General features: G+C 58.6%; 19 protein-coding genes and 3 tRNA genes. 11 read left to right on the forward strand and 11 right to left on the reverse strand.

Going from position 1 to position 23737, the window contains the following annotated elements; genetic code table 11:
• Nucleotides 1–5 precede the first annotated feature (5 nt).
• The 4 genes from CRD20_RS05190 (at nt 6) to CRD20_RS05205 (ending at nt 5980) form a co-directional block, all read left to right on the forward strand.
• Nucleotides 6–668: a DUF721 domain-containing protein gene (locus tag CRD20_RS05190; RefSeq protein WP_049170117.1), complete on the forward strand. Its 663-nt coding sequence runs from the start codon at nt 6–8 to the stop codon at nt 666–668.
• A 289-nt stretch (nt 669–957) separates the two neighbouring features.
• On the forward strand, nt 958–2997 hold the full coding sequence (gene gyrB / locus CRD20_RS05195; RefSeq protein ID WP_016421743.1) for a DNA topoisomerase (ATP-hydrolyzing) subunit B: 2040 nt from the start codon (nt 958–960) through the stop codon (nt 2995–2997).
• A gap of 95 nt (nt 2998–3092) precedes the next feature.
• On the forward strand, nt 3093–3980 hold the full coding sequence (locus CRD20_RS05200; protein ID WP_187404987.1) for an alpha/beta fold hydrolase: 888 nt from the start codon (nt 3093–3095) through the stop codon (nt 3978–3980).
• A 47-nt stretch (nt 3981–4027) separates the two neighbouring features.
• Nucleotides 4028–5980: an alkaline phosphatase family protein gene (locus tag CRD20_RS05205; RefSeq protein WP_187404982.1), complete on the forward strand. Its 1953-nt coding sequence runs from the start codon at nt 4028–4030 to the stop codon at nt 5978–5980.
• Between the two features lie 13 nt (nt 5981–5993).
• Here CRD20_RS05205 and CRD20_RS05210 read toward each other — a convergent pair whose 3' ends face one another.
• Together CRD20_RS05210 and CRD20_RS05215 are read right to left on the reverse strand one after the other, a co-directional pair.
• Nucleotides 5994–6332 carry a hypothetical protein gene (locus tag CRD20_RS05210; protein ID WP_049170123.1) on the reverse strand — a complete coding sequence of 113 codons (339 nt, stop codon included), beginning with the start codon at nt 6330–6332 and terminating at the stop codon, nt 5994–5996.
• A complete protein-coding gene (locus CRD20_RS05215) occupies nt 6329–6556 on the reverse strand; it encodes a hypothetical protein (RefSeq protein ID WP_049170125.1) in 228 nt (75 codons plus the stop codon). Before CRD20_RS05215 ends, CRD20_RS05210 begins: the two co-directional genes overlap by 4 nt.
• A gap of 269 nt (nt 6557–6825) precedes the next feature.
• Here CRD20_RS05215 and gyrA point away from each other — a divergent pair, with 269 nt between their 5' ends.
• From gyrA to CRD20_RS05235, 4 genes are all read left to right on the forward strand, one after another.
• The gene (gene gyrA / locus CRD20_RS05220) at nt 6826–9342 is read left to right on the forward strand and encodes a DNA gyrase subunit A (RefSeq protein WP_239659997.1); all 2517 of its coding nucleotides are present in this window, start codon (nt 6826–6828) and stop codon (nt 9340–9342) included.
• A gap of 4 nt (nt 9343–9346) precedes the next feature.
• Nucleotides 9347–9679, forward strand: a complete 333-nt coding sequence (locus CRD20_RS05225; RefSeq protein WP_187404983.1) for a DUF3566 domain-containing protein — start codon at nt 9347–9349, stop codon at nt 9677–9679.
• A gap of 203 nt (nt 9680–9882) precedes the next feature.
• Nucleotides 9883–9956, forward strand: a tRNA-Ile gene (locus CRD20_RS05230).
• 31 nt (nt 9957–9987) lie between these two features.
• Nucleotides 9988–10060: transfer RNA gene (locus CRD20_RS05235), tRNA-Ala, on the forward strand.
• A gap of 278 nt (nt 10061–10338) precedes the next feature.
• On the opposite strand, the gene CRD20_RS05240 is transcribed toward CRD20_RS05235, so the two are convergent.
• Nucleotides 10339–11232 (reverse strand): hypothetical protein, encoded by an 894-nt coding sequence (locus CRD20_RS05240; RefSeq protein ID WP_070602171.1) that lies wholly within the window; start codon nt 11230–11232, stop codon nt 10339–10341.
• 304 nt (nt 11233–11536) lie between these two features.
• Here CRD20_RS05240 and CRD20_RS05245 point away from each other — a divergent pair, with 304 nt between their 5' ends.
• Nucleotides 11537–12073: a peptidylprolyl isomerase gene (locus tag CRD20_RS05245; protein WP_369707163.1), complete on the forward strand. Its 537-nt coding sequence runs from the start codon at nt 11537–11539 to the stop codon at nt 12071–12073.
• Nucleotides 12074–12768: 695 nt separating this feature from the next.
• Here the strand turns inward: CRD20_RS05245 and crgA are convergent.
• Nucleotides 12769–13038 carry a cell division protein CrgA gene (gene crgA, locus CRD20_RS05250; protein ID WP_005511903.1) on the reverse strand — a complete coding sequence of 90 codons (270 nt, stop codon included), beginning with the start codon at nt 13036–13038 and terminating at the stop codon, nt 12769–12771.
• A 135-nt stretch (nt 13039–13173) separates the two neighbouring features.
• On the opposite strand from crgA, the gene CRD20_RS05255 reads away from it, so the two are divergent.
• On the forward strand, nt 13174–13845 hold the full coding sequence (locus CRD20_RS05255; RefSeq protein WP_048731900.1) for an aminodeoxychorismate/anthranilate synthase component II: 672 nt from the start codon (nt 13174–13176) through the stop codon (nt 13843–13845).
• Between the two features lie 3 nt (nt 13846–13848).
• On the opposite strand, the gene pknB is transcribed toward CRD20_RS05255, so the two are convergent.
• The 7 genes from pknB to CRD20_RS05290 all read right to left on the reverse strand — a co-directional run bounded on the left by pknB (nt 13849) and on the right by CRD20_RS05290 (nt 23076).
• Nucleotides 13849–15912, reverse strand: coding sequence for a Stk1 family PASTA domain-containing Ser/Thr kinase (gene pknB, locus CRD20_RS05260; protein WP_187404984.1), 2064 nt, complete (start codon nt 15910–15912; stop codon nt 13849–13851).
• Between the two features lie 53 nt (nt 15913–15965).
• On the reverse strand, nt 15966–17450 hold the full coding sequence (locus tag CRD20_RS05265; RefSeq protein ID WP_187404985.1) for a serine/threonine-protein kinase: 1485 nt from the start codon (nt 17448–17450) through the stop codon (nt 15966–15968).
• A 2-nt stretch (nt 17451–17452) separates the two neighbouring features.
• On the reverse strand, nt 17453–18889 hold the full coding sequence (locus CRD20_RS05270; RefSeq protein WP_049172592.1) for a penicillin-binding transpeptidase domain-containing protein: 1437 nt from the start codon (nt 18887–18889) through the stop codon (nt 17453–17455).
• Complete coding sequence (locus tag CRD20_RS05275) at nt 18890–20251, reverse strand: FtsW/RodA/SpoVE family cell cycle protein (RefSeq protein ID WP_016421756.1); 1362 nt, start codon at nt 20249–20251, stop codon at nt 18890–18892.
• Nucleotides 20248–21582: a PP2C family serine/threonine-protein phosphatase gene (locus tag CRD20_RS05280; RefSeq protein WP_101687964.1), complete on the reverse strand. Its 1335-nt coding sequence runs from the start codon at nt 21580–21582 to the stop codon at nt 20248–20250. Before CRD20_RS05280 ends, CRD20_RS05275 begins: the two co-directional genes overlap by 4 nt.
• Complete coding sequence (locus tag CRD20_RS05285; RefSeq protein WP_016421758.1) at nt 21579–22040, reverse strand: FHA domain-containing protein; 462 nt, start codon at nt 22038–22040, stop codon at nt 21579–21581. The genes CRD20_RS05280 and CRD20_RS05285 overlap by 4 nt, the downstream gene beginning before the upstream one ends.
• A gap of 136 nt (nt 22041–22176) precedes the next feature.
• Nucleotides 22177–23076 carry a DUF3662 and FHA domain-containing protein gene (locus CRD20_RS05290; protein WP_070439233.1) on the reverse strand — a complete coding sequence of 300 codons (900 nt, stop codon included), beginning with the start codon at nt 23074–23076 and terminating at the stop codon, nt 22177–22179.
• 265 nt (nt 23077–23341) lie between these two features.
• On the opposite strand from CRD20_RS05290, the gene CRD20_RS05295 reads away from it, so the two are divergent.
• A tRNA-Leu gene (locus CRD20_RS05295) sits at nt 23342–23425 on the forward strand.
• The last annotated feature ends 312 nt before the right edge of the window (nt 23426–23737 follow it).

A 23737-nucleotide genomic window follows, 5' to 3' on the forward strand; every position in this document is an offset into this window, starting at 1 on the left:
CGGGTATGGTCGAGAACATGGAGCCGGATAACTCACCGGAAGAAGAAAAGGACCTGATCAGCGACGCTTTCTTCCGCATGCGCGATGCCGCTAAGGAGGGCGGTCACAAGTTACCGAATCTCCAGCGGCCACCGAAGAAGAAGGGCTCGTGGTCTGGCCTCGATAGCCGTGTGCCTGTGAAGGCCGCGGAGGGGATTGTTGCGGACGTCGATAAGCAGCGGGCAGCGCAAGCAGTGGTGCGAGATCGTGCCGGTACGGTGATTTCGCCGAGCCTATTGAAGGAGGCGGGGATTCGGCTGTACCGGAAATATGACCGTCGACCTGCGCCGATTGGTGCGGTGCTGAATAAGGCAGTAGTTGATCGCGGCTGGCAGATCCACATTGCCCACGGTGTGATTATGACGGAGTGGGATTCGATGGTCGGCAAGGTTGTTGCGGAACACTCCCAGGTGAAGGAGTTCAAGGACGGCACTTTGGTGGTCGAGTGCCAATCGACAGCATGGGCAACACAGCTGCGGCTAGCGCAGCGACAGGTTTTGAAGTCGATTGCGGAACGCGTCGGCGATGGGGTGGTTGAGGAAATTAAGGTGCTGGGGCCAAAAGCGCCGAATTGGCGCAAGGGCAAATTGCACATCGAGGGCCGAGGACCGCGTGATACTTACGGGTAAAGGTCGGTAAACGGTCTACGATTAGCCGTCGGTATGCGTAAAACTGCGAAATTTGGTCCTTTGAGCGCATCGGCTATATCCACAGTAGGGGACTACGTTGGGGTAAGATGGGCAGGAGAATACCGGCAGGCGGTTCTTGAGACGTTATCGACTTCCAAACTAGCCAGACCTATCTAGTAGTCCTAGGTGGTTCTGGCTGGCGCTGATAGCGCTTGACCGCCGGCCTATTTTTCGCGCGCTGACGAATGTTGCGCGGGGAGAGAACCAAGAATAGGAGACGCGCCGAACCGTGGCTGCTACCGAACATCAATATGACGCCTCATCGATTACCATCCTCGAGGGCCTCGAGGCCGTGCGTAAGCGGCCGGGTATGTACATTGGCTCGACTGGTGAGCGTGGTTTGCACCACCTGGTGTGGGAGGTTGTAGACAACTCCGTCGACGAGGCGATGGCGGGTTACGCCACCGATGTTGAGGTCACTCTGCTGGAAGACGGCGGCGTTCAGGTCCGCGATAACGGCCGTGGTATTCCTGTCGAAATGCACCCGTCGGGTATGCCGACGGTGCAGGTGGTTATGACTCAGCTGCACGCCGGCGGCAAGTTTGACTCCGAGTCCTACGCTGTCTCCGGTGGTCTGCACGGTGTGGGTATTTCGGTGGTTAACGCGCTGTCGACGCGCATGGAAACCGAGGTCATCCGCGATGGCTACACCTGGTACCAGAACTTCGACCAGGCTGTTCCGGAAGAAATTATCCGAGGTAAGAAGACTCGCGGTTCGGGTACCACGCAGCGTTTCTGGCCGGACCCGGAGATTTTTGAGACCACCGATTTCAAGTTCGACACCATTTCTCGCCGCCTGCGCGAGATGGCGTTTTTGAACAAGGGCCTGACCATCACGTTGGTGGACAAGCGTGTCTCCGAGGAGGAGCTCGAGGCCGAGGCTCTGGCGGAGCAGGCGGAGACCGAATCCGCTGAGATCGCCAAGGATGCGGTTGAGGAGCAGAAGGAGAAGGCAGAGAAGACCACCAAGCCGAAGGAGCGCCGCAAGGTCTTCCACTACCCGAATGGTCTGCGGGACTATGTCGAGACTCTGAACAAGTCGAAGAACATCATCCACCCGACCATCATTTCCTTCGATGCTGCAGGTGACGGCCACGAGGTCGAGATTGCAATGCAGTGGAACTCGGGTTACTCCGAGTCGGTGCACACCTTCGCCAACACCATTAACACCATTGAGGGTGGCACGCACGAAGAGGGCTTCCGTTCTGCGTTGACATCGCTGATGAACCGCTATGCGCGTGAGCACCGCCTGTTGAAAGAGAAGGAAAACAACCTCTCCGGCGAGGACTGCCGTGAAGGTCTCGCTGCCGTGATTTCGGTGAAGGTCGCCGATCCGCAGTTCGAGGGCCAGACGAAGACGAAGCTCGGTAACACCGAGGTGCGTTCCTTCGTCCAGCGCATGACTAATGAACACATCGGTCACTGGCTGGAGGCCAATCCGGCTGAGGCCAAGGCCATTGTTAACAAGGCCATTGCTTCGGCACATGCCCGTCAGGCGGCTCGTAAGGCCCGTGACCTGGTGCGTCGTAAGTCCGCAACCGATCTTGGCGGTCTTCCGGGTAAGTTGGCGGACTGCCGTTCGAAGGATCCGAAGCAGTCCGAGCTGTTCATCGTGGAGGGTGACTCCGCAGGTGGTTCTGCAAAGGCAGGCCGAAACTCGCTGTTCCAGGCCATTTTGCCGCTGCGCGGTAAGATTTTGAACGTCGAGAAGGCGCGCCTGGATAAGACGCTGAAGAATAACGAGGTCCAGGCCATTATTACGGCGCTGGGCACCGGTATTCACGACGAGTTCGACATCGAGAAGCTGCGTTACCACAAGATTGTGCTGATGGCCGACGCCGATGTCGATGGTCAGCACATTGCCACGCTGCTACTGACGCTGCTGTTCCGCCTGATGCGTCCGCTGATTGATGAAGGGCACGTCTACCTCGCCCAGCCGCCGCTGTACAAGCTCAAGTGGGCCAAGGGTGAGCCGGGCTACGCCTACTCAGATGCTGAGCGCGATCAGCTGCTGGAAGAGGGGCTGGCTGCCAACCGCAAGATCAACAAGGACGATGGTGTTCAGCGTTACAAGGGTCTCGGTGAGATGAACGCTGCTGAGCTGTGGGATACCACCATGGATCCGGATCACCGCGTGCTGCGTAAGGTCGCCCTCGAGGACGCGCAGAAGGCGGACGAACTGTTCACCATTCTGATGGGCGATGACGTCGCTTCACGACGTTCGTTCATTACCCGTAATGCGAAGGACGTTCGCTTCCTCGACGTCTAAGCCGATACCAAGTCTGGTTATCGGCTTGTCGGTTCCCCTGACAAAACCTCCGTTCAGCCATTAATGTTTATGAAATGGAAGATACTCGGGGAAGCATGGTCAACGGGGAACCGCCAGTCGAGCCACGTATTGTGCAGGAGACATTGCCAGATGGCTCCGTGACCCCGATGGCGCTTCGGTTTCCCGAAGGTTCGCCTCGGGGCATTGCCGTTATTTGGCCGGGCTTTGGCATGGGTGCTCGCTACTACCGGCCGATTGCCCAAGAGTTACAGCGTCGAGGTTTTTGCGTCCTGACCTCGGAGTTACGCGGCCAGGGTAACCAGACTGCGGTGGCCACCCGCCGTCACAATTGGGGCTACCAGGATTTAGCGTCGGTGGATTATCCCTTGGCGGTGGCTCGTGCTCGGAAGGAGTTTGACCACCTCGCGGCAGGGGAGAGCACAGGGGAGAAGCTTCCCGTTTATTTGCTGTGTCATTCCATGGGCGGCCAGATTGCTTCTCTGTATTTGGCCCGACCGGAAGCGGATGTGGCCGGCGTGGTGATGGTCGGTTCCGGCACCCCGCACTATAGGTGTTTTACTGGCAACGAGTACAAGCGGCTTCGTTACGGTGCACCATTTATGCAGGTGGTATCCCAGATTTTGGGTTATTGGCCGGCAGGCAGGTTCGATGTGGCCGGTTACGGTCGGCAGGCTCGCAATCATGTGGTGGAGTGGGCGCGCTTCTCGCGCACGGGCTTGCTGCGACCACGGGGTGCAGACATCGACTATGCCGCTGAGATGCCGAAAGTAACTACCCCAGCGTTATTGCTGAACTGTGGCGGTGACCGTGATTGCCCAGCGGAATCTGCGCAAGCGCTAGCTCGGATGTTGCCTAAGTCTGCGAAGTACGAGTTCATTGAGCAGCGCCTTGGCCATAATCGGTGGGCGCGTGAGCCACAGGCTGTGGTTGACCGTTTCGAGCGATTTATCGAGGAGAATTAAGCGGCAGTTCGCCGGCTGGTAATCTGCGCTTCTTAACGTAGATGCCTATGGCAACTTCACCTAAAAATATATCTGAGTTTTCCCGTCGACATTTCCTGCAGACTGCCGCAGGAGTCGGTGCCGTCACCGCTGCGAGCACGCTGCTGCCGCCATCATTGCGCCATGCACTCGCGCAGCCCCGACCGGCTGGCTCCCTCGACCAGGTCGAGCACGTTGTCGTGTTGATGCAGGAAAACCGCTCTTTTGATCACTACTTCGGCACTCTCCGAGGTGTGCGGGGGTACAACGACAATTCCGCTTTGCCGGGTGTTTTTAACCAGAGTGGAATTAGCCCGTACCTAATTCGAAACGCTGCGAATCGCGGTGATCTTTCGGTGGAGTACATTGCAAGTCTTCCGCACGGTTGGGAGGACGGGCAGATTGCACTAAACGGTGGACGCTGCAACGGCTGGATTGAGGCTAAGGGCAAAGGCACGATGGCCTGCTATGACCGTCAGGACATCGCGTTCCAATTCGCACTCGCAGAGACATTCACTATCTGTGATGGCTACTTTTCTTCAATGCCTACGTCGACAAGCCCGAACCGCAACTACCTGTTTTCGGGTGATACCCGAAAGGAACCGTGGGGGACTGGAGCGGTTGGCAATGCGGCGTACGAGCCGACGCACCCGGGGTACAGGTGGCGCACGTATGCCGAGGATCTCTCGGCGGCTGGGGTGCCATGGCGCGTCTACCAGGAGTGGGATAACTACACGGACAACAACCTGGATTTCTTCGCCGCGTTTCGAAATATTGGCCGCAAGGTCATTCGTGAGGCCGGGCTGCCTGGTCTCGACATGACGGGCTTCCACGAGGAGCTGCTGGAACTGGGCGATGGGATGCCGCCAACTGCAGAGCAGCAGGAGATGGTCGACCGCCTGAATGCCGCTGTGGAGAAGCTGCCTGAGGCGGAACGGAATCTCTACGATCGTGCACTTTACCGTCGCCAGCCGGGCACGCTCGCTGATGCTTTCCGACGGGACGTTGAATCCGGACAGCTGCCAAAGGTGTCCTGGATTGTGCCGTCGGCCGCGGAAAGCGAGCACCCGGGAGCGTCCTCGCCGATTCAGTCGGCGAATATCACTTACCGCCTGTTGGATGCGTTGGCCTCCAACCCGGAGGTGTGGGCCAAGACCGTCTTCCTGATTAACTTTGACGAGTTTGATGGTTACTTCGACCATGTGGTGCCGCCGCTGCCGCCGAAGAATGAGCCGGGGGAGTGGTACCTGGGCAAGCCGAAGGGGCTCGGTTTCCGCGTCCCGATGACTGTCATTTCACCGTGGTCGGTGGGTGGTTTGGTGTCCTCAGAGGTCTTCGATCACACTTCGGTGATCCGTTTCCTGGAGCAAGTCACCGGCGTGAGCTGCGGAAATATCACTGATTGGCGTCGTCGGGTATGTGGTGATTTGGTATCCACACTGGACTTCTCGGCGTCTACGGGAATGCAGCTTCCAGAGCAGCCGGGACCAGCGCCGGAGTTTGTGAAGCGCTGGGAGGCGGAGCCGGCCGGTGACTATCCTGTGCAGGAGTCCGAGCAGGCGACCGCGCTGCCGACACCGTACCGGCTGCACGCCTACCTCAAAGGCGGCAATCTTGTGCTGGTCAATGACGGTTCCCGTGAGGCTGTTTTTGCTGTTTACAGTGGCAATAAGGTGGAGCATCACACGGTGCTCGGTACGTTAGAGCTGCGAATTGGACTCCTGGAGCGCGAACTTACCGTGTGCGGCCCGGACCGCTTCCTGCGTGTATTCAGCAAGACGGCGAAAGAGTTGCCGGAGGTCACTTTGGAGCACGCGGCGGGACGTGTTCTAGTTGGCGGGCAGGACCGGACGGCTGATTATGTCCGTGATGGTTGGTACGAGGTTGAGCTGGCTGAAGGTGAGGCCACGGCGTATTACACGGGCCGGCTGGAGTCCGGCAATCGCATTCCGACCAGCCCGTTTACCCGAAAGAGTGACTAGGCCCTGTCCCCGGCTAAGTGCCGCCTTTGACCAGATCCCACGTCTCTGCGAATGACAGCTCTTCGCCGTTGGTGGTGAGGAGTATGTGTGCAAGTAGTGCGCCCAGTGCGGTGTTGCCAAAACTTAGTGGTTTCACGTGAAACGTTGCGTAAGCGACCGCCTGCGCTGCCGCAGAAATCGCGGGAAAGCTACGGTGACCAGCAATGACTCCTGAGCTGGCGGCGACAATAGCGCTGATTGTCCACGGCCTCGCAAGTGTAGCGTCGGCCAATTCCGGCACTGTGGCCACCAGTTCATCGGTAGCCGCCAGGATAGCGGCCTCGCTGAGAGGCTGAATCTGGGGCGCGCTCATTCTTGTACTCCGCGGGGCCTTGGGGAGCTCAACTTTCGCAGCAGCGCCATGTCGGTATCAATTACGCTTGCCGTAATTTCCCGGGCCTGACCTTGTTGAAGGGCTCTCGTGGCGGCGGATTCGATGGCGCGAATGACGGCCTCGTGTTTAGACACGCCCTCCATGTGCGCCAGCAGAGCCAAGGCGGTGTCCTGTTCTTTCGTGAGCCTCAAGGTCATCGCCATCGCATTTGCTCCCTGCTATCTAACTGCGCTTCTTAACTGCGCTAGTTTGTTTCTCGCTATCAGGCCTAAAACCCCAGATTTGATACCACAATGGTATCGAAAAGTTGCACACGGCGTCGTAAAGCGGGCTCTAAAGCCCTGTAGAATGGATGCGAACCTCTTTTAAGTAAAGGAAGCAGTCATTGAGCGACGATAACAACAACGACGGCTCATCTTTCGGAAGTGGAGTATTGGGCCACCAGGTTCGCCCGATCGACATCAATGAAGAGATGCAGTCGAGCTATATCGACTACGCCATGAGCGTGATTGTTGGCCGTGCGCTGCCGGAGATCCGTGATGGTCTAAAGCCGGTGCACCGCCGCATTCTCTACGCCATGTTCGACAACGGCTACCGCCCGGAGCGCGGCTATGTGAAGTCCGCAAAGCCGGTTTCGGACACGATGGGTAACTACCACCCGCACGGCGACCGCGCTATTTACGACACCATGGTGCGCATGGCGCAGCCGTGGTCCATGCGCTATCCGCTTGTCGACGGTCAGGGTAACTTCGGCTCCCGCGGTGACGACGGCCCCGCAGCTATGCGTTACACCGAGGCCCGTCTGACGCCGTTGGCCATGGAAATGGTGCGCGACATTCGCGAAAACACCGTCGATTTCCAGCCGAACTACGACGGTCGTACGACAGAGCCGGTTATTCTGCCGTCGCGTGTCCCGCAGCTGTTGATGAACGGCTCTGGCGGTATTGCCGTCGGTATGGCCACCAATATCCCACCGCACAACCTGCGTGAGGTCGCGGATGCCATCAACTGGTGCCTGGACAACCCGGAAGCGGATGAAAAGACCACGCTGGATGCGGTCATGGAGCGCATCAAGGGCCCGGATTTCCCAACTGCCGCCCAAATTGTCGGCGACAAGGGCATCAAGGAGGCCTACACCACCGGCCGTGGTTCGATTCGCATGCGCGGTGTGACCTCGATTGAGCAGGAGGGCACCCGTCAGTCGATTGTCATCACTGAGCTGCCGTACCAGGTCAACCCGGACCGCATGATTGCCAACATCGCGGATCAGGTCAAGGATGGTCGTCTGCAGGGCATTGCCTCGATTGATGATGAATCCGACCTGAAGTGGGGCATGCGTATCGTCGTCAAGCTCAAGCGCGACGCCGTACCGCGTGTGGTGCTGAACAACCTGTACAAGCACTCCCAGCTGCAGACCAGCTTCGGTGCGAACATGCTCGCCATCGTCGACGGTGTGCCGCGTACGCTGCGCATTGACCAGATGGTGACGCTGTATGTCGCCCACCAGATTGAGGTCATTGTTCGACGGACCCAGTTCCGCCTGGACGAGAAGGAAAAGCGCGCCCATATCCTGCGCGGCCTGGTCAAGGCTCTGGATATGTTGGACGAGGTCATCGCCCTGATTCGCCGGTCCGCCACGGTTGATACCGCGCGCACGGGCCTGATGGGTCTGCTCGAAATCGACGAGATTCAGGCTGACGCCATTTTGGCGATGCAGTTGCGTCGCCTGGCTGCTCTGGAGCGCCAGAAGATCATTGACGAGTTGGCTGAGATTGAGCTCGAGATCGCCGACCTGAAGGACATCCTGGCCAAGCCGGAGCGTCAGCGCGCCATCGTTAAGGAAGAGCTGGGCGAGGTCGTGGAGAAGTACGGCGATGACCGTCGTACCCAGATTGTGGCCGCTGAGGGCGACGTCACCGAAGAGGACCTCATCGCCCGCGAAAACGTGGTTGTGACCATTACTTCCACGGGCTACGCCAAGCGCACCAAGGTCGATGCCTACAAGGCCCAGCGCCGTGGTGGCAAGGGCGTGCGCGGTGCGGACCTGAAGCAGGACGACATTGTCCGCCACTTCTTCGTCTGCTCCACGCACGACTGGATTTTGTTCTTCACCAACAAGGGTCGCGTCTACCGTCTCAAGGCCTACGAACTGCCGGAGGCCACTCGCGCCGCCCGCGGCCAGCATGTCGCCAATCTGCTGGAGTTCCAGCCGGAGGAGCGCATCGCCGAGGTGCTGCAGATTCAGAGCTACCAGGACAGCCCGTACCTGGTGCTGGCCACCAGCGAGGGCAAGGTCAAGAAGTCTCGCCTGGAGGACTACGAGTCCGCTCGTTCCGCTGGCCTGATTGCCATCAACCTGCGCGAAGGCGACTCCCTCATCGGTGCCCGTCTGTGCTCTGCTGACGATGACCTGCTACTCGTCTCCGAGCGCGGCCAGGCTATCCGTTTCACCGCCTCCGACGACGCGCTGCGCCCGATGGGCCGCGCCACTGCCGGTGTCCAGGGTATGCGCTTCAAGGGCGACGACAAGCTGCTCAGCATGGTCGTGGTCGAGGAAGAGCACAACCTGCTGGTTGCAACGACCGGCGGCTTCGGCAAGAAGACCAAGCTCAGCGAGTACACCCCGCAGAACCGCGGCGGTATGGGCGTGTTGACGCTCAAGTACGACCCGAAGCGTGGTCCGCTGATGGGTGCCCTGGTGGTCGACAACGACGACGAAATCTTCGCTGTCACCTCCGCCGGCGACATCATCCGCACCAACGTCAACGAGATTCGCGCCACCTCGCGTGCCACTAAGGGCGTGCGCCTGGTCAACCTCGCTGACGGCGTGGAACTGCTGGCTATCGACCGCAACGTCGAGGATGAGGGCGAGGAGACCGCTTCCAAGGTCTCTGAGGCCGGAACACTGGACGTAGTCCCGAAGCGCACCGGCGCCACCAAGAGCACCGGTGCTGCCGAGTCCGGTGACTCGGAGGCGGAGAAGGAGTAAGCGCATGGCCGAAACTAACTTGGTAGTCGACAAGGTGAGCCCCTGGTCCACCATGCGCATTACGGCGGCCACTGGCTTCATTGGCTTCCTCGTCTGGCTTGCCGCGGTTGGCCTGCTCTACCTCTTGCTCTCCGGGATGGGATTGCTCGCTCCGATTAGTGAAATGGTCGGCGGGGAGGATTCCATCAGCGCGGGTCTCGTCCTTGGCCTGGCGGCCGCTGTAGGAGCGCTGTGGTGGGTGCTGTCGATTGGGCTCATGGCCCTCGGCGCGGTTATCTACAACGCTTGCGGCGGTCTCGTCGGAGGTCTCAAGATTTCGCTTGCCGACGACGACTAGGCTGCCTAGCCTCCCGCTGGCCCCGGTGTCACCCCCGTTCGGTGGCCCCGGGGCCGCGTTGGTTCAGAGGTGTTTTCAGTGATCTGGTTATGGAGTAGCCGTAATGACTACTTAATGACTGCTTTTTAACTCAATATTTAGGCCGCTGACCAGGCGATTTGTGAAGTGTCATGGTTACGGGTTAAGTTATATCTCGTTCCACGGGGCCTATAGCTCAGGCGGTTAGAGCACTTCGCTGATAACGAAGGGGTCGGAGGTTCAAGTCCTCCTAGGCCCACTGCCGAACAAGGTATAATTGCTCGGTGTACGGGGCTTTAGCTCAATTGGTAGAGCACCTGCTTTGCAAGCAGGAGGTCAGGGGTTCGATTCCCCTAAGCTCCACAAGGAACAAAATCCCCCGGTCGTAAGGCCGGGGGATTTTTGCGTTTTGGGGATGTAGAAGGGGAGGGGGCAAGAACGCCGAGTTACTGACTGCGTTTATGACAAAAATGGCGTGAAAAATGGCTTGAAACTGTCATAAACTTGCACAGTTTCACATTTGCAGCCCGTCTTTCTGAAGTTGTCAGGTTTGCTGCTTAACCAAAAACGCCCGACCGCCTGCGCATCTACTGCACAGAAGGATCGGGCGTGAAAAGGCTTTTGGCTATCTAGCCGCCTATTTACTTCTTGCGAGCCTGACCCGGCTTCGGAGCCGGCTTGGACGGCTTGGAAGAGATCTTCTTAGCGTCGTCAGCGTTCTTCTTCTCGGTCTTGACCTCGTCGACCTTGATTTGAGCCTGCTTGGAAGCCTCTGCGGCCTTCTCCTCAGTGGTCTCCTTGGCCTCAGCAGCCTTGTCCTTGGCCTCGTCGGCCTTGTCGGCTGCCTTGCCCTTTACCTCTTCAGCCTTTTCCTTAGCCTCAGAAGCCTTCTCTTCAACGGTCTCCTTGACCTCGGCGGCCTTCTCTTCGACCTTGTGCTTAACTTCCTGGGCCTTCTGCTGGTATGGAGCTGGGTCAACCGGGAGCTTGTCGTCCTTGCGCAGCTTCCAAACGATGACACCGACGATTGCTGCAACAACAGCGAAGACCAGGGAAGCGGTTGCGATGCGACCGTTCTTGGCGCGCTGCTCTTCCTTACCGGTTACCTTGTCGATAGCCTTCTGGGTGCGCACCTCGAGGTCCTTGCGAGCCTTCTTGGCCTTCTTTTCGGCCTTCTTAGCCTCGCAGCGAGCCTTGCAACGGGTCTTCTTGCCCTTGCGCTTAGCGTCCTTCTCGGCCTGCTTCGCAGCCTTCTTAGCCTGCTTCTTGGTCTCCTTGGACTTCTTCTCAACCTTGCCGGTCAGTTCTTCGGCCTGCTCAGCGAGCTGATCGCGGGCGTCGGAAACCTTTTCCTTAACGTCTTCCGCCCAATTGGTTGCTGCGTCCTTTGCTGCCTCGTTCTGTGCAGCTGCCACCTTCTTAGCCTCCTGCATCGTGTCGTAGAGCTCTGCAGCCTTCTTGTCCCGGTAATCCGAGTAGCTGTCGTAAGCGGACTTCAGTCCCTTGACAGCCAGCGAGATTGCGTTGGGGTTCATGACTCTCCTTTATTAGTGCGTCGCCAACAGGCATCGCCTTTAATTCTCAATCAATGATTAATACTGCTGCGGCGCCAGTGCCTCTGAGACCAAGATGCTTCTAAGTCCAAGAGCTAGGGCCCAGATAGGCCTAGCGCCGAAATATTTGCAGCAGGCTCACATTCCAGCTTAGGCACTATTTGGCCTCCATGGGGGTCAACGAAGAACTCTTTTCCTTATCTTGAGAAACGTTTTCGCTGGTTTCTGCCACGGAGAAACTCACCAGTAGGAGCAATTGGCCACCAAGGTCGGTATCCTAAGGAACGTGACTATTAAGACTGCTACTGCAACTGTGCACACCAACCATGGCGATATCGTGATTGACCTGTTCGGCAACCACGCGCCGAATACCGTCGACAACTTCATCGGCCTGGCAGAAGGCACCAAGGAGTACAAGGGGCAGAACGCCTCTGGCACCGAGTCCGGCCCGTTCTACGATGAGGCCATCTTCCACCGCATCATCGCTGGATTCATGATTCAGGGTGGTGACCCGCTGGGCACCGGCACCGGCGGCCCGGGCTACATGTTCGACGATGAGATCCACCCGGAGCTCCAGTTCGATCGTCCGTACCTGCTCGCTATGGCAAACGCCGGCAAGCGCGGCGGTCGTGGCACCAACGGTTCCCAGTTCTTCATCACCGTTGTTCCGACCCCGCACCTCAATGGCGCTCACACCATCTTCGGTGAGGTCGCTGATGACGCCTCGAAGAAGGTTGTCGACGAGATCGCTCGTGTGGCTACGGATCACTGGGATCGCCCGCTGGAGCCGGTCGTGATTACCTCCATCGACATCGAGAAGTAATCTGCTAGCTTCTACGCTCTTTAACCCGTCCGGTTGTTCCGGGCGGGTTTTTTCATGCCCATTTTCGCTTTACGACGGCCCGTAACTTCAATGTTGTGTTTAGGGGTAGTGGGGGTAGTAGCACATCGTGTTAATTCTCCACATGTCCACAGCCCTGTGGACAAAATACTCCACTGTTCACCTAGGTGAACACGGGCCAAGAAGCACGTTACGGGTCCCAATTTTCACAAATTACAACAATTCACAGTTGTCCACAGACTTGTGCACATGTGTGGATAATTCCATTCTTGTAATTTACGAACCAGCGTTCGAAAGTGGTCGAACTCCGCAGAATATTGGAGTTACGCATAACTTGACTTGCAACTATGTTACTTGTTCACAGAGTTATCCACAGGCTGTGGATACTGTGGACACAGGGGATAGAACCAAAGTTGTCATGCTTTACGGTTTCTGTCACGTAACCCGTGAGAAATTTGGGACGAAATCTCTCCACAGTTATCCACAAATTACATGATTGTTACACAGGTTTCTGTGGATAACTTTTTTGCGTGATCAGTAGGAGGGAAATCCTCATTCGCCGAAAAACGTGTGGGAAACGGGGGTATTGACGGGGGTGAATTGACCTGGGTTTTTAGGCATGAAAAAGGCGCATCCAAAAGTGGATGCGCCTGAGGAGTGCGGTGTATTAGAGCTGACTAACGCCAACCCATAGTCATCAGCAGACCAACAATGAAAAGACCAAAGCCGATGACGTAGTTCCATGCGTTCAAAGTCACCATGAACGGAATATGCGGACCCGCGATGTAGTTGACCAGCAGCCAGCCCAAACCAATCAGCATGAACCCGAACATCAGCACCTTGTACCACACCGGTGTCTGAGTGCTATTGATTTTGACCGGGGTACGGCTGACAGAGGAGCCACCGGATTGTGGTGAATTAGTGCTTTCAATCTTTGCCTTAGGCATAGCGCTTTAAACTCCTTAGGTTGTGGTCAGCAGGTTGCGATCAGCGCGGTATCTACACTCCCGCGGTATATGCATAATTGTAAACTTTGCATCCGAACTTACCAGTGAAGTTCGCAGGCAGTAGAATTCCCAGTTATGCAGATTCTCGTCGTCGATAACTATGACAGCTTCGTATTCAATCTGGTCCAGTACATAGGCCAGCTCGGCGAAACGGTTACTGTCTGGCGCAATGATGATGCGCGTCTCCGCGATGTTGACGACGTCGTAAAGCAATTTGATGCAATCCTACTGTCGCCCGGTCCCGGTGAGCCGTCTAATGCGGGGTGGACAGAGGACATTATTCGCGCGGTGAGCAGGCAGGACGAGCCGACGCCAGTGTTGGGTGTGTGCTTGGGTCACCAGGCGATTGGTGAGGTCTTTGGTGCGCAGGTCGTGCGTGCCGACGAGCTGTTGCACGGCAAGACCTCCCCGGTCACCCATGACGGCACGGGTGTTCTGGCCGATGTACCCAGTCCTTTTATTGCCACGCGCTACCACTCGTTGACGGTGGATCCGAAGACGTTGCCGGAGGAACTCATTGCCACGGCATTCACCGATTCGGGCATGCTGATGGCGATGCGCCACCGCGACCTGCCGATTCACGGCGTGCAGTACCACCCGGAGTCGGTACTCACCCAGTACGGGCACCGCATGCTGGTCAATTGGCTGCGACTGGCCGGTGGCGAGTACACCGAGGAACTCCTGGCGGAGTTGGAAGAGCAGCAGGCCGTGTACCAGCGGGCCTTCTCAGACGTGCTGGCACACTAGCCGCTAGTTAGGCAGCAAATCCGGCAGCCTTATGGGAGGTTCCGGAGCAGGCCGTTCCTCTGAAGAGCTCTCCGGGGCAACCCCCAGCCGGTAGACACGCAGGGTGACCTCGCCGTCCTTGTTGACCTTGGAGCCGGCTGACGGGTTGGCCTTCTCCACGTGGTCGACCTTGGACAGATCCAGCGTGGTGACTTCCTCGGTGCGGATAGTTCCCTCGAAGCCGGCATCGGTGAGTGCCTTCTCCGCATCGCGGAGAGTCTGGCCCTCAACTCGTGGCATCTTAATTTGGTTGCCGCGCGAAACGTGCAGCTCGACAGTCGTTCCGACGGTGAGCTCCGTGCCCTTCTGGGGAACCTCAACAACGGTTCCCTGTTCCTCAGTGGAGTCAACCTCCACCACCTCGACAACGAAACCAGCGGACTCGAGGGTCGTGCGGGCGGAATCCAACCTCTGACCAGTGACATCCGGAACAGTCTTGGTCTCGATACCGGAGGAGACAGTCAAAGTTACGCGGGTTCCCTTCGACACCTGAGAACCGGCAGCTGGAGACTGCTCGATGACATTGCCACGCGGAACGTCCTCACTCGGTTCCTCTTGCAGTTTCGGATTGACGACAAGCCCCGCCTCCTCGAGCAGGCGGCGAGCTTCCTCGGCCTGTTTGTCGCGCACATCCGGCACATTGGTCAACTCCGGGCCCGAAGATACGCGCAGCTTGATACGAGATCCCTGCGGCAACCCCGATCCGACACCCGGTTCGGTGGCAATCACCGTGTCTCGGGGCACATCTGGGTTCGGCTCGTCGACTCGGTTGACCACGAAACCAGCCTGCTCGAGAACCTGCGTTGCCTCATTGACATTTAGGCCCTCGACCTGCGGAATGGCAACGGTCTCGACCTCGGTGGACGAGTTGAAAAGCTGGTAGGCACCGTAGCCGACACCGCCGAGAGCGACCAGCGCAGCAGCCGCCAGTGCGACAGTCTTTCCTGCGCCACCCTTCTTTTTCTCAGGCTCGTCAGTGTTAGCGATCTGAGCAGGGGCTTCCGGCTGGGCAGCCGCTCTCACCGGTTCCGGAGCCGGAGCCGGAGCAGGGACAGCGGCCGGAGTTGCCTGCTGCGCAGGGGTCACCCGGGTCTCAGCATCCGACGGAGCTGCCGGAAGGAATTCGGTGGTCTTCGCGTCGTCGTCATGCGCGCCGTGGTGCGCCAGCGCCAACGGATCCTCGCCGCGTGCAAGACGACGCAAATCCTGGGCGAAGTCCTCTGCGGAGTCATAGCGCTCCATTGGGTCCTTGGCCATCGCGGTCAACAACACCGCGTCGAGGGCCTGAGCCGTGTTCGGGTCGGTGTTGAGCTTCCCCGAAGGTCGCGGCGGCTGGTCCTGAACGTGCTGGTAAGCGACAGAAAGAGGGGTTTCACCGGTGAATGGCGGGGCGCCCGTGACGGCCTCGAAAAGTACGCAGCCGACAGCGTAAATATCGGAACGGGCATCGGCGGTCTTACCGCGCGCCTGCTCCGGCGAGAGGTATTGCGCGGTACCCAGCACCGCCGCAGTCTGCGTCATCGTGGTGGAATCACCGAGCGCGCGAGCGATGCCGAAGTCCATCACCTTCACCTTGCCGGTGTTGGTCAGCATGATGTTCGCCGGCTTGATGTCACGGTGAATAATGCCCGCATGGTGCGATGCCGTCAGCGCATCACACACCGATGCCATGATCGATGCGGCTTTCTTCGGGTCGAGCCGCCCCTCACGACGAACAAGATCACGCAGGGTCTCGCCCTGAATCAGCTCCATGACAATGAAAGGCACGCGCCCCATCGGGCTATCCGTCTCGCCGGTGTCGTACACCGACACGATCGACGGGTGATTCAGCAGCGCTGAGTTTTTCGCTTCACGACGGAACCTTGCGAGGAAGTTCTCATCCCTGGCAAGGTCGGCCCTCATCATCTTGACCGCGACAGAGCGACCGAGAACAGTATCTTCAGCGCGGTAGACATCGGACATGCCGCCAACGCCAATGAGCTCGCCGAGCCGATAACGGCCGGAGAGGAGATCGTCATTGCCAGACATTGTTCGTCAGTCCCTTCGGAAGGATTTCCACCAAAACATCTTGTACCTGAATATTACTGTGCATCTGGAGTCCCCAAGGTATTACCGGAGTCATTTCCCAGGGGCAACTGAATACCGGGCAGACCACCGCCGCTGGAGTCGTCTCCACTGTTGTCTCCACTGTCGTTGCCCGAATCCTGGGTCGGTTCGGACGTATCCGGGGCGGTCTCGCTGGTGTCCTGCTCAGTGGAGCTGTCAGAGGCACCGTCATTGTTGCCGCCGTAGTTTTCACCAGAGTTGCCGCCGTCGTTATTTCCCCAGTTACCGGAATTGTCGCCCGACCAACCGTAACCAGAACCGTCGTTGGGGTCGGTGTTTTCCTCTGTGGTTTGCTGCTGTGACTGGTTCGGAATGTACTGCTCCAAGTTCGGAATGGTTGGCAGTGAACCGGTAGTCGACAACGAGTAGACGACCGCGATAGCACCGGCCAGCAACACTAGCAGCACCAACAGCACAATGCTGCCGCAGCCACAACCGCAGCCAGTGCGCTTCTTTGCCGGCTTTCGCTGTCGGGCGGGCTGCTGCTGTGGTCGCTGCGGTTGCTGCGGTGGCTGCGACACCGGCATGGGCGGTCGCGTCATGGCACCGAGTTCGGTGGTCGCCGGGTTGGCAGCGTTGGATTGACGGTGCACCGTTGGGGTCACACCACGCGGCTGCGGTGGGCGGTGCCCCGCGCGCACTCGCAAAACAGCCTGTGCCAGCTCACGGCCATCGGCATAGCGACGCTGCGGATCCTTGCGCAGCATAATGCCGATAAGTTCGCGGATATGTGGATTGACCGTCGGCGCCAACGCAGGTGGTGCCTCGTTGATGTGTGCCACGGCAACCGCAACGGTGGAGTCGCCCTGGAAGGGCCGGGCGCCGGCCACCATTTCGTAGGCGACACAGCCAAGCGAGTAGATGTCAGTCGCCGGACTCACCTGTTTGCCCTGCGCCTGCTCCGGTGAGACATACTGCGCGGTACCGACGACCATGCCGGTACGCGTCAGAGGCACCGCTTCAGCGGCTTTGGCAATGCCAAAGTCGGTAATCTTCACGGTGCCCTCCGGCGTCACCAGGAGGTTGCCTGGCTTAATGTCGCGGTGGACAAGGTTCGCAGCGTGAATTGCCGACAGGCCGTGTGCAGTCTGCTCCAGCACGTCGAGCATCAGGTGCTCTGGCAGGGTGTGACGTCGCTGCAGCACCTGCGACAGAGATTCGCCACGGATGTACTCCATGACGATGTAACACGCGCCGTGGCTGCCGATGTCGCCTTCCTCGTAGGTGACAATCTTCACCACGTTTGGGCTGTTGACGCTGCGCGCAGCGGCGGCTTCGTTCTGGAAACGCTGCCGGAACTCGTAGTTGTCCGAGTACTCCTGGTTCAGAAGTTTGATTGCAACCAGTTCGCCGCTGGTGGCGTCGTCGGCAAGCCAGACGGTGGACATGCCGCCACGGCCGAGCAGACGGCGGACGTGATATCGGTCGCCAACGATGTCTTGAACTTGGTGGGCATCCATGCTTATCGACCCGCCTGTTCGACCGCGTTAATGAGCGCACGGCCAATCGGGGCAGCAACGGAGGCGCCGGTAGCGCCCTGGCCTTGGCCGCCACCGTTTTCCACGACGACAGCCACGGCGACATCGGAGTCCGGCGCGAAGGCGATGTACCAAACGTGCGGTGCGTACTCGCCGCGGACAGCACCGTGTTCCGCGGTACCGGTCTTGGAGGCAATACGCGAACCGTTACCGCCCGAGTGCGACTCGGAGCCGCGCATCAGCTCAGTTACGGTCTCCGCGACCTCCGGCGAAATCGCCTCGCCGGCTTCAATCGGCTTAAAGGACTTGATTTCGGAGAGGTCGGCACCGCGCACCGATTTGATGATCTGGGGTTCCATGCGCACGCCGCCGTTGGCAATCGTGGCGGCGATGATGGCGTTGTCCAGCGGCGTGAAAGACACGTCGCGCTGACCAATGGAGGTCTGACCCAGCGAGGACTGATCCGGAATATCACCGACAGCGGAGGGCTGAATCGGCAGGCCCGCGTCATCGTGGGTCTCACCGATGCCGAATCGCTTAGCGACGTCCTTGAGCGCATCGGCCCCGTACTGCATACCGAGCTCAGCGAATGCCGTATTACAGGACTGCGCGAAAGCCTGGCGGAGAGTTGTAGTAGCCCCACCACAGGTCGAGCCACCGTAGTTCTCCAACGTAGTGGTGGTATCCGGCAGCGTAATCTGCGGTGCGCCAGTGACCGAGGTGTCCGGGGAAGCGCCTTGCTCCAGTGCCGTGACCGTGGTCAACACCTTGAAAGTGGAACCCGGCGGCAGCGGACGCTGAGTGGCGTGGTTGAGCAGCGGTGCGCCCTCATTGTTATTGAGGGACTGCCAGGTACTCTCGTCGCCGGCGGCGATGTCATTCGGGTTGAACGACGGTGTGGAGGCCATCGCGAGAATTTCACCCGTCGATGGGCGAATGGCGACGGCGGAGCCGACGTAGCCGCGTTCAGCGAGTTGTTGGTACGCAGTCCGCTGAGCGTTCGGCAACAGCGTCAGCTCCGTGGAGGCCCCAGAGGGTTCCTTGCCCGTGACCATGTCGAGGGCGCGGGAGGTAAACAGCGAAGGGTCGCTGCCGTTCAAGATCTCGTTCTGAGAGCGTTCGATACCGGCGGAGCCGTAGATGTCCGACAGGTATCCGACCACCGCGGCATATGCCTCCGGGTCGGTGTCGTAGCTGCGGTCATAGAAGCCGCTCTCGCCCTTGACCGAGTGGGCCAGAATGTCGCCGTCAGTGGTGATTTGGCCGCGAGGTTTGGACTTTTCCTCCAGGAACTGGCGGCTATTCAGCGGATTGTGGGCGTACTTATCCTGCTGGAAGCCCTGGATGTAGGTCAGGTTCGCCAGTAGAAGAACGAAGAGTCCGAGAACGACAACAAAGATTTGGCGAATGGTTTTATTCATCTACTGGTTCACCTCCTGAGATGCGGTGGCATTGTCGTTGAGGCCCGAAGGGTTGCTTGGAATACCCCAGGGGCGGTTGGCCTCGTCAGAGACGCGCAGCACGATGGCCAACATGATGTAGCTGGCCAGCAGTGAGGAACCACCGGCTGACATGAACGGAGTAGTCAGACCGGTCAGCGGCATCAGCTTGGAAACACCGGCTGCAACCACGAACAGCTGAATGGCCATCGAGAATGCGACACCGGCCGCCAGCAGCTTGCCAAAGGAATCACGTACCGCCAAGCTCGCCGAAATACCGCGGGAAATCAGAATCGCGAACAGCAGGATGATGGCACTCAGGCCGGTAAAACCGAGCTCCTCACCAAAGGCCGAGAGGATGAAGTCAGAGTGTGCCACCGGAATGTTCTGTGGGTAGCCCTGGCCCAGACCGGTGCCACCGATGCCACCCCAGCTCATGCCGAACAGACCCTGGGAGAGCTGGTAGCCACCCTCGTCGTAGGAGCCCAACGGATCCAGGAAATGCGTGACTCGCGCCTGAATCTTGTCCGAAACCATGTAGACACCGACAACGCCGACGGTCACCAGCACCATGCCGATGATCAGCCAGGAACCACGACCGGTGGCAGCGTAGAGCATTGCCAGCACAGTGCCGAAGAGCACCAGCGCCGGGCCAAAGTCATTCTGCAGAGCCATGATGACGGTAGCGATGCCCCAGATCAGCAGAATCGGACCCAGGTCGCGAACACGCGGGAAATCAATGCCCAGGAAACGCTTGCCCGCCACATTGAACAGCGAGCGCTTATTCACCAGCAGCTGAGCAAAGAAGATCAGCAGCATGACCTTGGCAAACTCACCCGGCTGCATGGAGAACGGGCCGATGGAAATCCAGATGCGGGCATCAGCATTAATCGACGACGGCCACACCAGCGGTAGCGCCAACAGAATCAAGCCGCCGAGACCCAGCAGATACGAGTACTGCGACAGCGAGTGATGGTTGCGCAGCAGGACAATCACGCCGATAAACAGTGCGACACTGAGTACGGTCCACATGATCTGGTTGCGCACCAACGAGGTGTCATTGGCCAGGTCTAGGCGGTGAATCATCACCAGCCCCAAGGCATTGAGCGTTGCTGCAACCGGCAGCATCACCTGATCGGCGTTGGGCGCCACAAAGGTCAGCGCGATATGCGCCACTGCAAAGATCACAAAGAATCCGCCAATGATGTAAAAGACATCTGCGGTCAGAGAGTTGCCCTGAGCCAGTTCCAGCGAAATTAGTGCCAAAAGCAACAATCCTGCCGACAGCAGCAGCAGGAGCATTTCCTTCATCCGAAGCTGTCGCTTCGTGGTAGTTTCACTCATTTTCGCACCTGCCTACAGTTGACTCCTGGCTTCGAGCCCAGTTTTTCATCCTTCTTGTCATCGTCGGAAACGGACAGACATACCGGCAGTGCCGACTCCGCCAAACGTCCAATCTGGTCGCTGACACCGTCGTAGGAATCAGCCGGCAGACCTTCCAACGAATTGCGTGCCGCCGGCGAGAGATCTTCCGGCGTCATGATGTGGCAGTCGACCTTCTCCTTCGCCGTCCCAGCCGGAGGAAGCTGAACTTTGTTGTCATCGGTCAAACAGATGAACTGATGTGGTTCTTGCAGATTGAAGCCCAGCAAACTACCGGGCACGCCGTGCATCAGCTGCACCTGCCCGTCGACCACCGCGAGATGGTACATCGACTCCTTCTTCTGCCAGCCCCAAACACCAAGGCCGACCAACCCGGCCACCAGCACCAGCACCACAGAAATAACTAGCCACTTGCCCTTGGAAGCTTTCTTCTCCGGCGCCGAAGTCACTGCAATTTCCTGCGACTTCCGCGGGCGGAGTGCCGCCGCGCGTCCCGCTGACGTATTGGGGCGGGGGAGTTCCTCCTCCGCACTCTGCAGGGCACCGGCCAGGGCGGGCTCGTAAGGCGTGCGTGCCGACGAATCGACAACATCGGCAACCACCACGGTGATGTTATCCGGACCACCGGACTTCAACGCGTAGTCAATGAGCTTGGTAGCGGCCTCGTCCGGAGTGCCCTCCGAGAGCACATCCTTGATGGTGTCCGCGGACACTGGATCGGATAGACCATCCGAGCACAGCAGGTAGCGATCGCCCTCGTGAACATCGCGATAAGACAAAGTAGGCTCCACCGGGCGACCGGTGAGAGCCTTCAAAATCAGTGAGCGCTGAGGGTGAATTGCCGCTTCTTCTTCGGTGAGATTGCCCTCATCCACCAGGGACTGCACATAGGTGTCATCCCGGGTAATGCGGATGAGCTCCCCGTCGCGCAGCAGATAGCCACGCGAGTCACCGACATGGCACATGCCCAGGCGGGTGCCGTCGAAAAGCAGAGCAGTCAGCGTAGTGCCCATGCCTTGCGTAGAGGGGTTCTGCTCAATTTCATCCGCGATGGAGTTATTGCCCTCCATGCAGGCGCTGCGCAGGGACTCGAGCAAATCGGGGCCGGGCTGATCATTGTCCAGCCGAGAGACGGCCGCAATCATCAGCTGCGATGCGATTTCTCCGGCGGCGTGGCCACCCATGCCGTCGGCAAGCGCGAGCAGACGCGAACCCGCATAGGCGGAGTCCTCGTTGTTCTGTCGGATGAGGCCGCGGTCAGAGCGGGCCGTGTAATTCAGAGCAAGACTCATGGTTGCAACCTCAAAGTTGTACGGCCAATACGAAATTCCATACCCGAAGCCAGGCGTTCCGGCTGTTCCACGCGCTGGCCATTGAGGAATGTGCCATTGCGGGAGTCCAGGTCCTCCAGGTACCAGATGCCGTCGCGGTTGATGACGCGAGCGTGCTGGCCCGAGGCGAAGTCATCGTTGAGGACGAAGGCATTCGACTCTGAACGGCCAATAGTGATGTCGCGTTGGTTGTTTAGGTTCATGCGCGAACCCGCCAGCGGCCCGGAGGTGACAAGGAGCTGATGTGGAGTCTGCGAGCGCTGGAAACGCTTGGCCGGAGCACTGCTGGCCTGCCGAAGTGGGCGCAGCGGAGCCGAGCCTGTTGTTTCTGTACGCAGGGTGCGAAGCGTCATCCAAATGAAAAACCACAGGACGACCAGCACGCCGATGCGCGAAAGCAGAAAAACGATAGCTTCCACGTCCGAGGAACCTCCTTATGTAGAGCTGGTGGGTCCGCAAACCGAACACACGGACGTAATTATTCCAGGAATGTGTCGGCAAACCTAGGGCAGTGGCATGTGAACCTGGTGAACCTCACTACTTAGCGGATCTGAATCAGCGAATCTGAACTTCGAGAACAGAATGTCCCAACGAGATTTCGTCGCCGTCGGCCAGCAGCCAGTTCTCAATGGGTTCGCCATTGACAATGGTGCCGTTGGTCGAATGCAAATCGACGAGCACAGCGTCCTGGCCGTCCCACGTGATCTCGGCATGCTGGCGGGAAACACCAGTATCCGGGAGACGGAAGTCGGAAGCGGTGCCGCGGCCGATGATGTTCGAACCATGGCGCACCTCAAATACGCGCGAGGAGCCGTCCTGCAACAGCAGGGTGACGGTCTTTTCCTGGGACTGGTCTTCGCCCACGGTCGCGCTGCTCAGCTCAGTTGCAGCCTCTGGGTCGACCGCGGGGATGGGGCGGGAAGCGGTGGGGAACTGCTCAGCTTCAGGCTGCGGGTGGTAGGCGGCAGAGGTCTCTGCAGCTTGGGGTTCATCATCGCTTTGCGACGGGGCTGCGTCAGTGTTGGCATCATCGGCACTGTCCTCGAATGGGGCGAACTCCGAGGTGCCCACGGTGTCCTCGGTGAAAGTGCTGGCCGTCTTCAACTGGCCGGTGTGGAGAGACTCCACTGCCTGCAGGTGGACGCTAATGGAACCGGTGAAGCCCCAGCCGTTGTTACGGCAGTAGCGCGTCATGCGGTCAGCCAACTGATTCGGCAGGTTGGGCTCGGACGCAGAAAGGTTCTTGTAGTCGGCAGCGCTGATGCCAATGCGGAAATCATTGGGTGCCAAGTACTGACCGTTGGCGTCCTGCATCAGGAAGTCTTCAATTTCCTGCTTCAGGCATTCTTCTAACTCATTCGGGACAACCTTGCCGCCGAACACGCGCGCAAAGCTGTTGTCGAGCCCGCGCTGAAGCGAGCTATCGAGCTTGCGGATGCGTCCTAGGAAATCCATCTGACTAAAGAAATTCGCCTTCTCCCGCCAAACCGCGGCGGGTTACGTGAAAAAAATGTGCACAAAAATTATCGATACTTAAGCAACAGTATAGAGCCCTACACCTTCAGTTAAGGGCTAGGAACTGCTGAGGTTTATCAAATAGTGACGACGGTTGTGGGGGAAGTTGCTATTGCTAAGTGCTGAAAAGTGGTGAAAAACGTGCGATGGCCTGGGGATTTGGTGGTGTATTAGCGCGGGGTGTTATAGTTCTATTCGTTCCCACGGGCGAGTGGCGGAATGGCAGACGCGCTGGCTTCAGGTGCCAGTGTCCTTTACGGACGTGGGGGTTCAAGTCCCCCTTCGCCCACAGCGAAGATCCTCGGAAGTGTAAAAGCTTCCGAGGATTTTTTGTTTCTGGGGTTGGGGTTTGGGGTGGGGCTTGGGTTGAAGCAGAGGCAGATGCTGAGCTGAGGTTGTTGGCTTGTCCTTTAACTCTCCTTTAACCCTGTCCGGCACTTATGGCCAGGTTTCGGGGACTTATCGATGTATTCCCGTGACTTATCGATGTTTTTTCGGCACTTATGCGCACGCTGTGAGCCAGGCTCTCTCACTTGTCGATGCGCTATTCACTTGTGGACACGCTGTAGCGCATCGATAGGTGAATAGCGTGGCCATAAGT

The organism is Corynebacterium sp. LK33, from assembly GCF_014334955.1.
GTDB lineage: Bacteria > Actinomycetota > Actinomycetes > Mycobacteriales > Mycobacteriaceae > Corynebacterium > Corynebacterium jeikeium_D.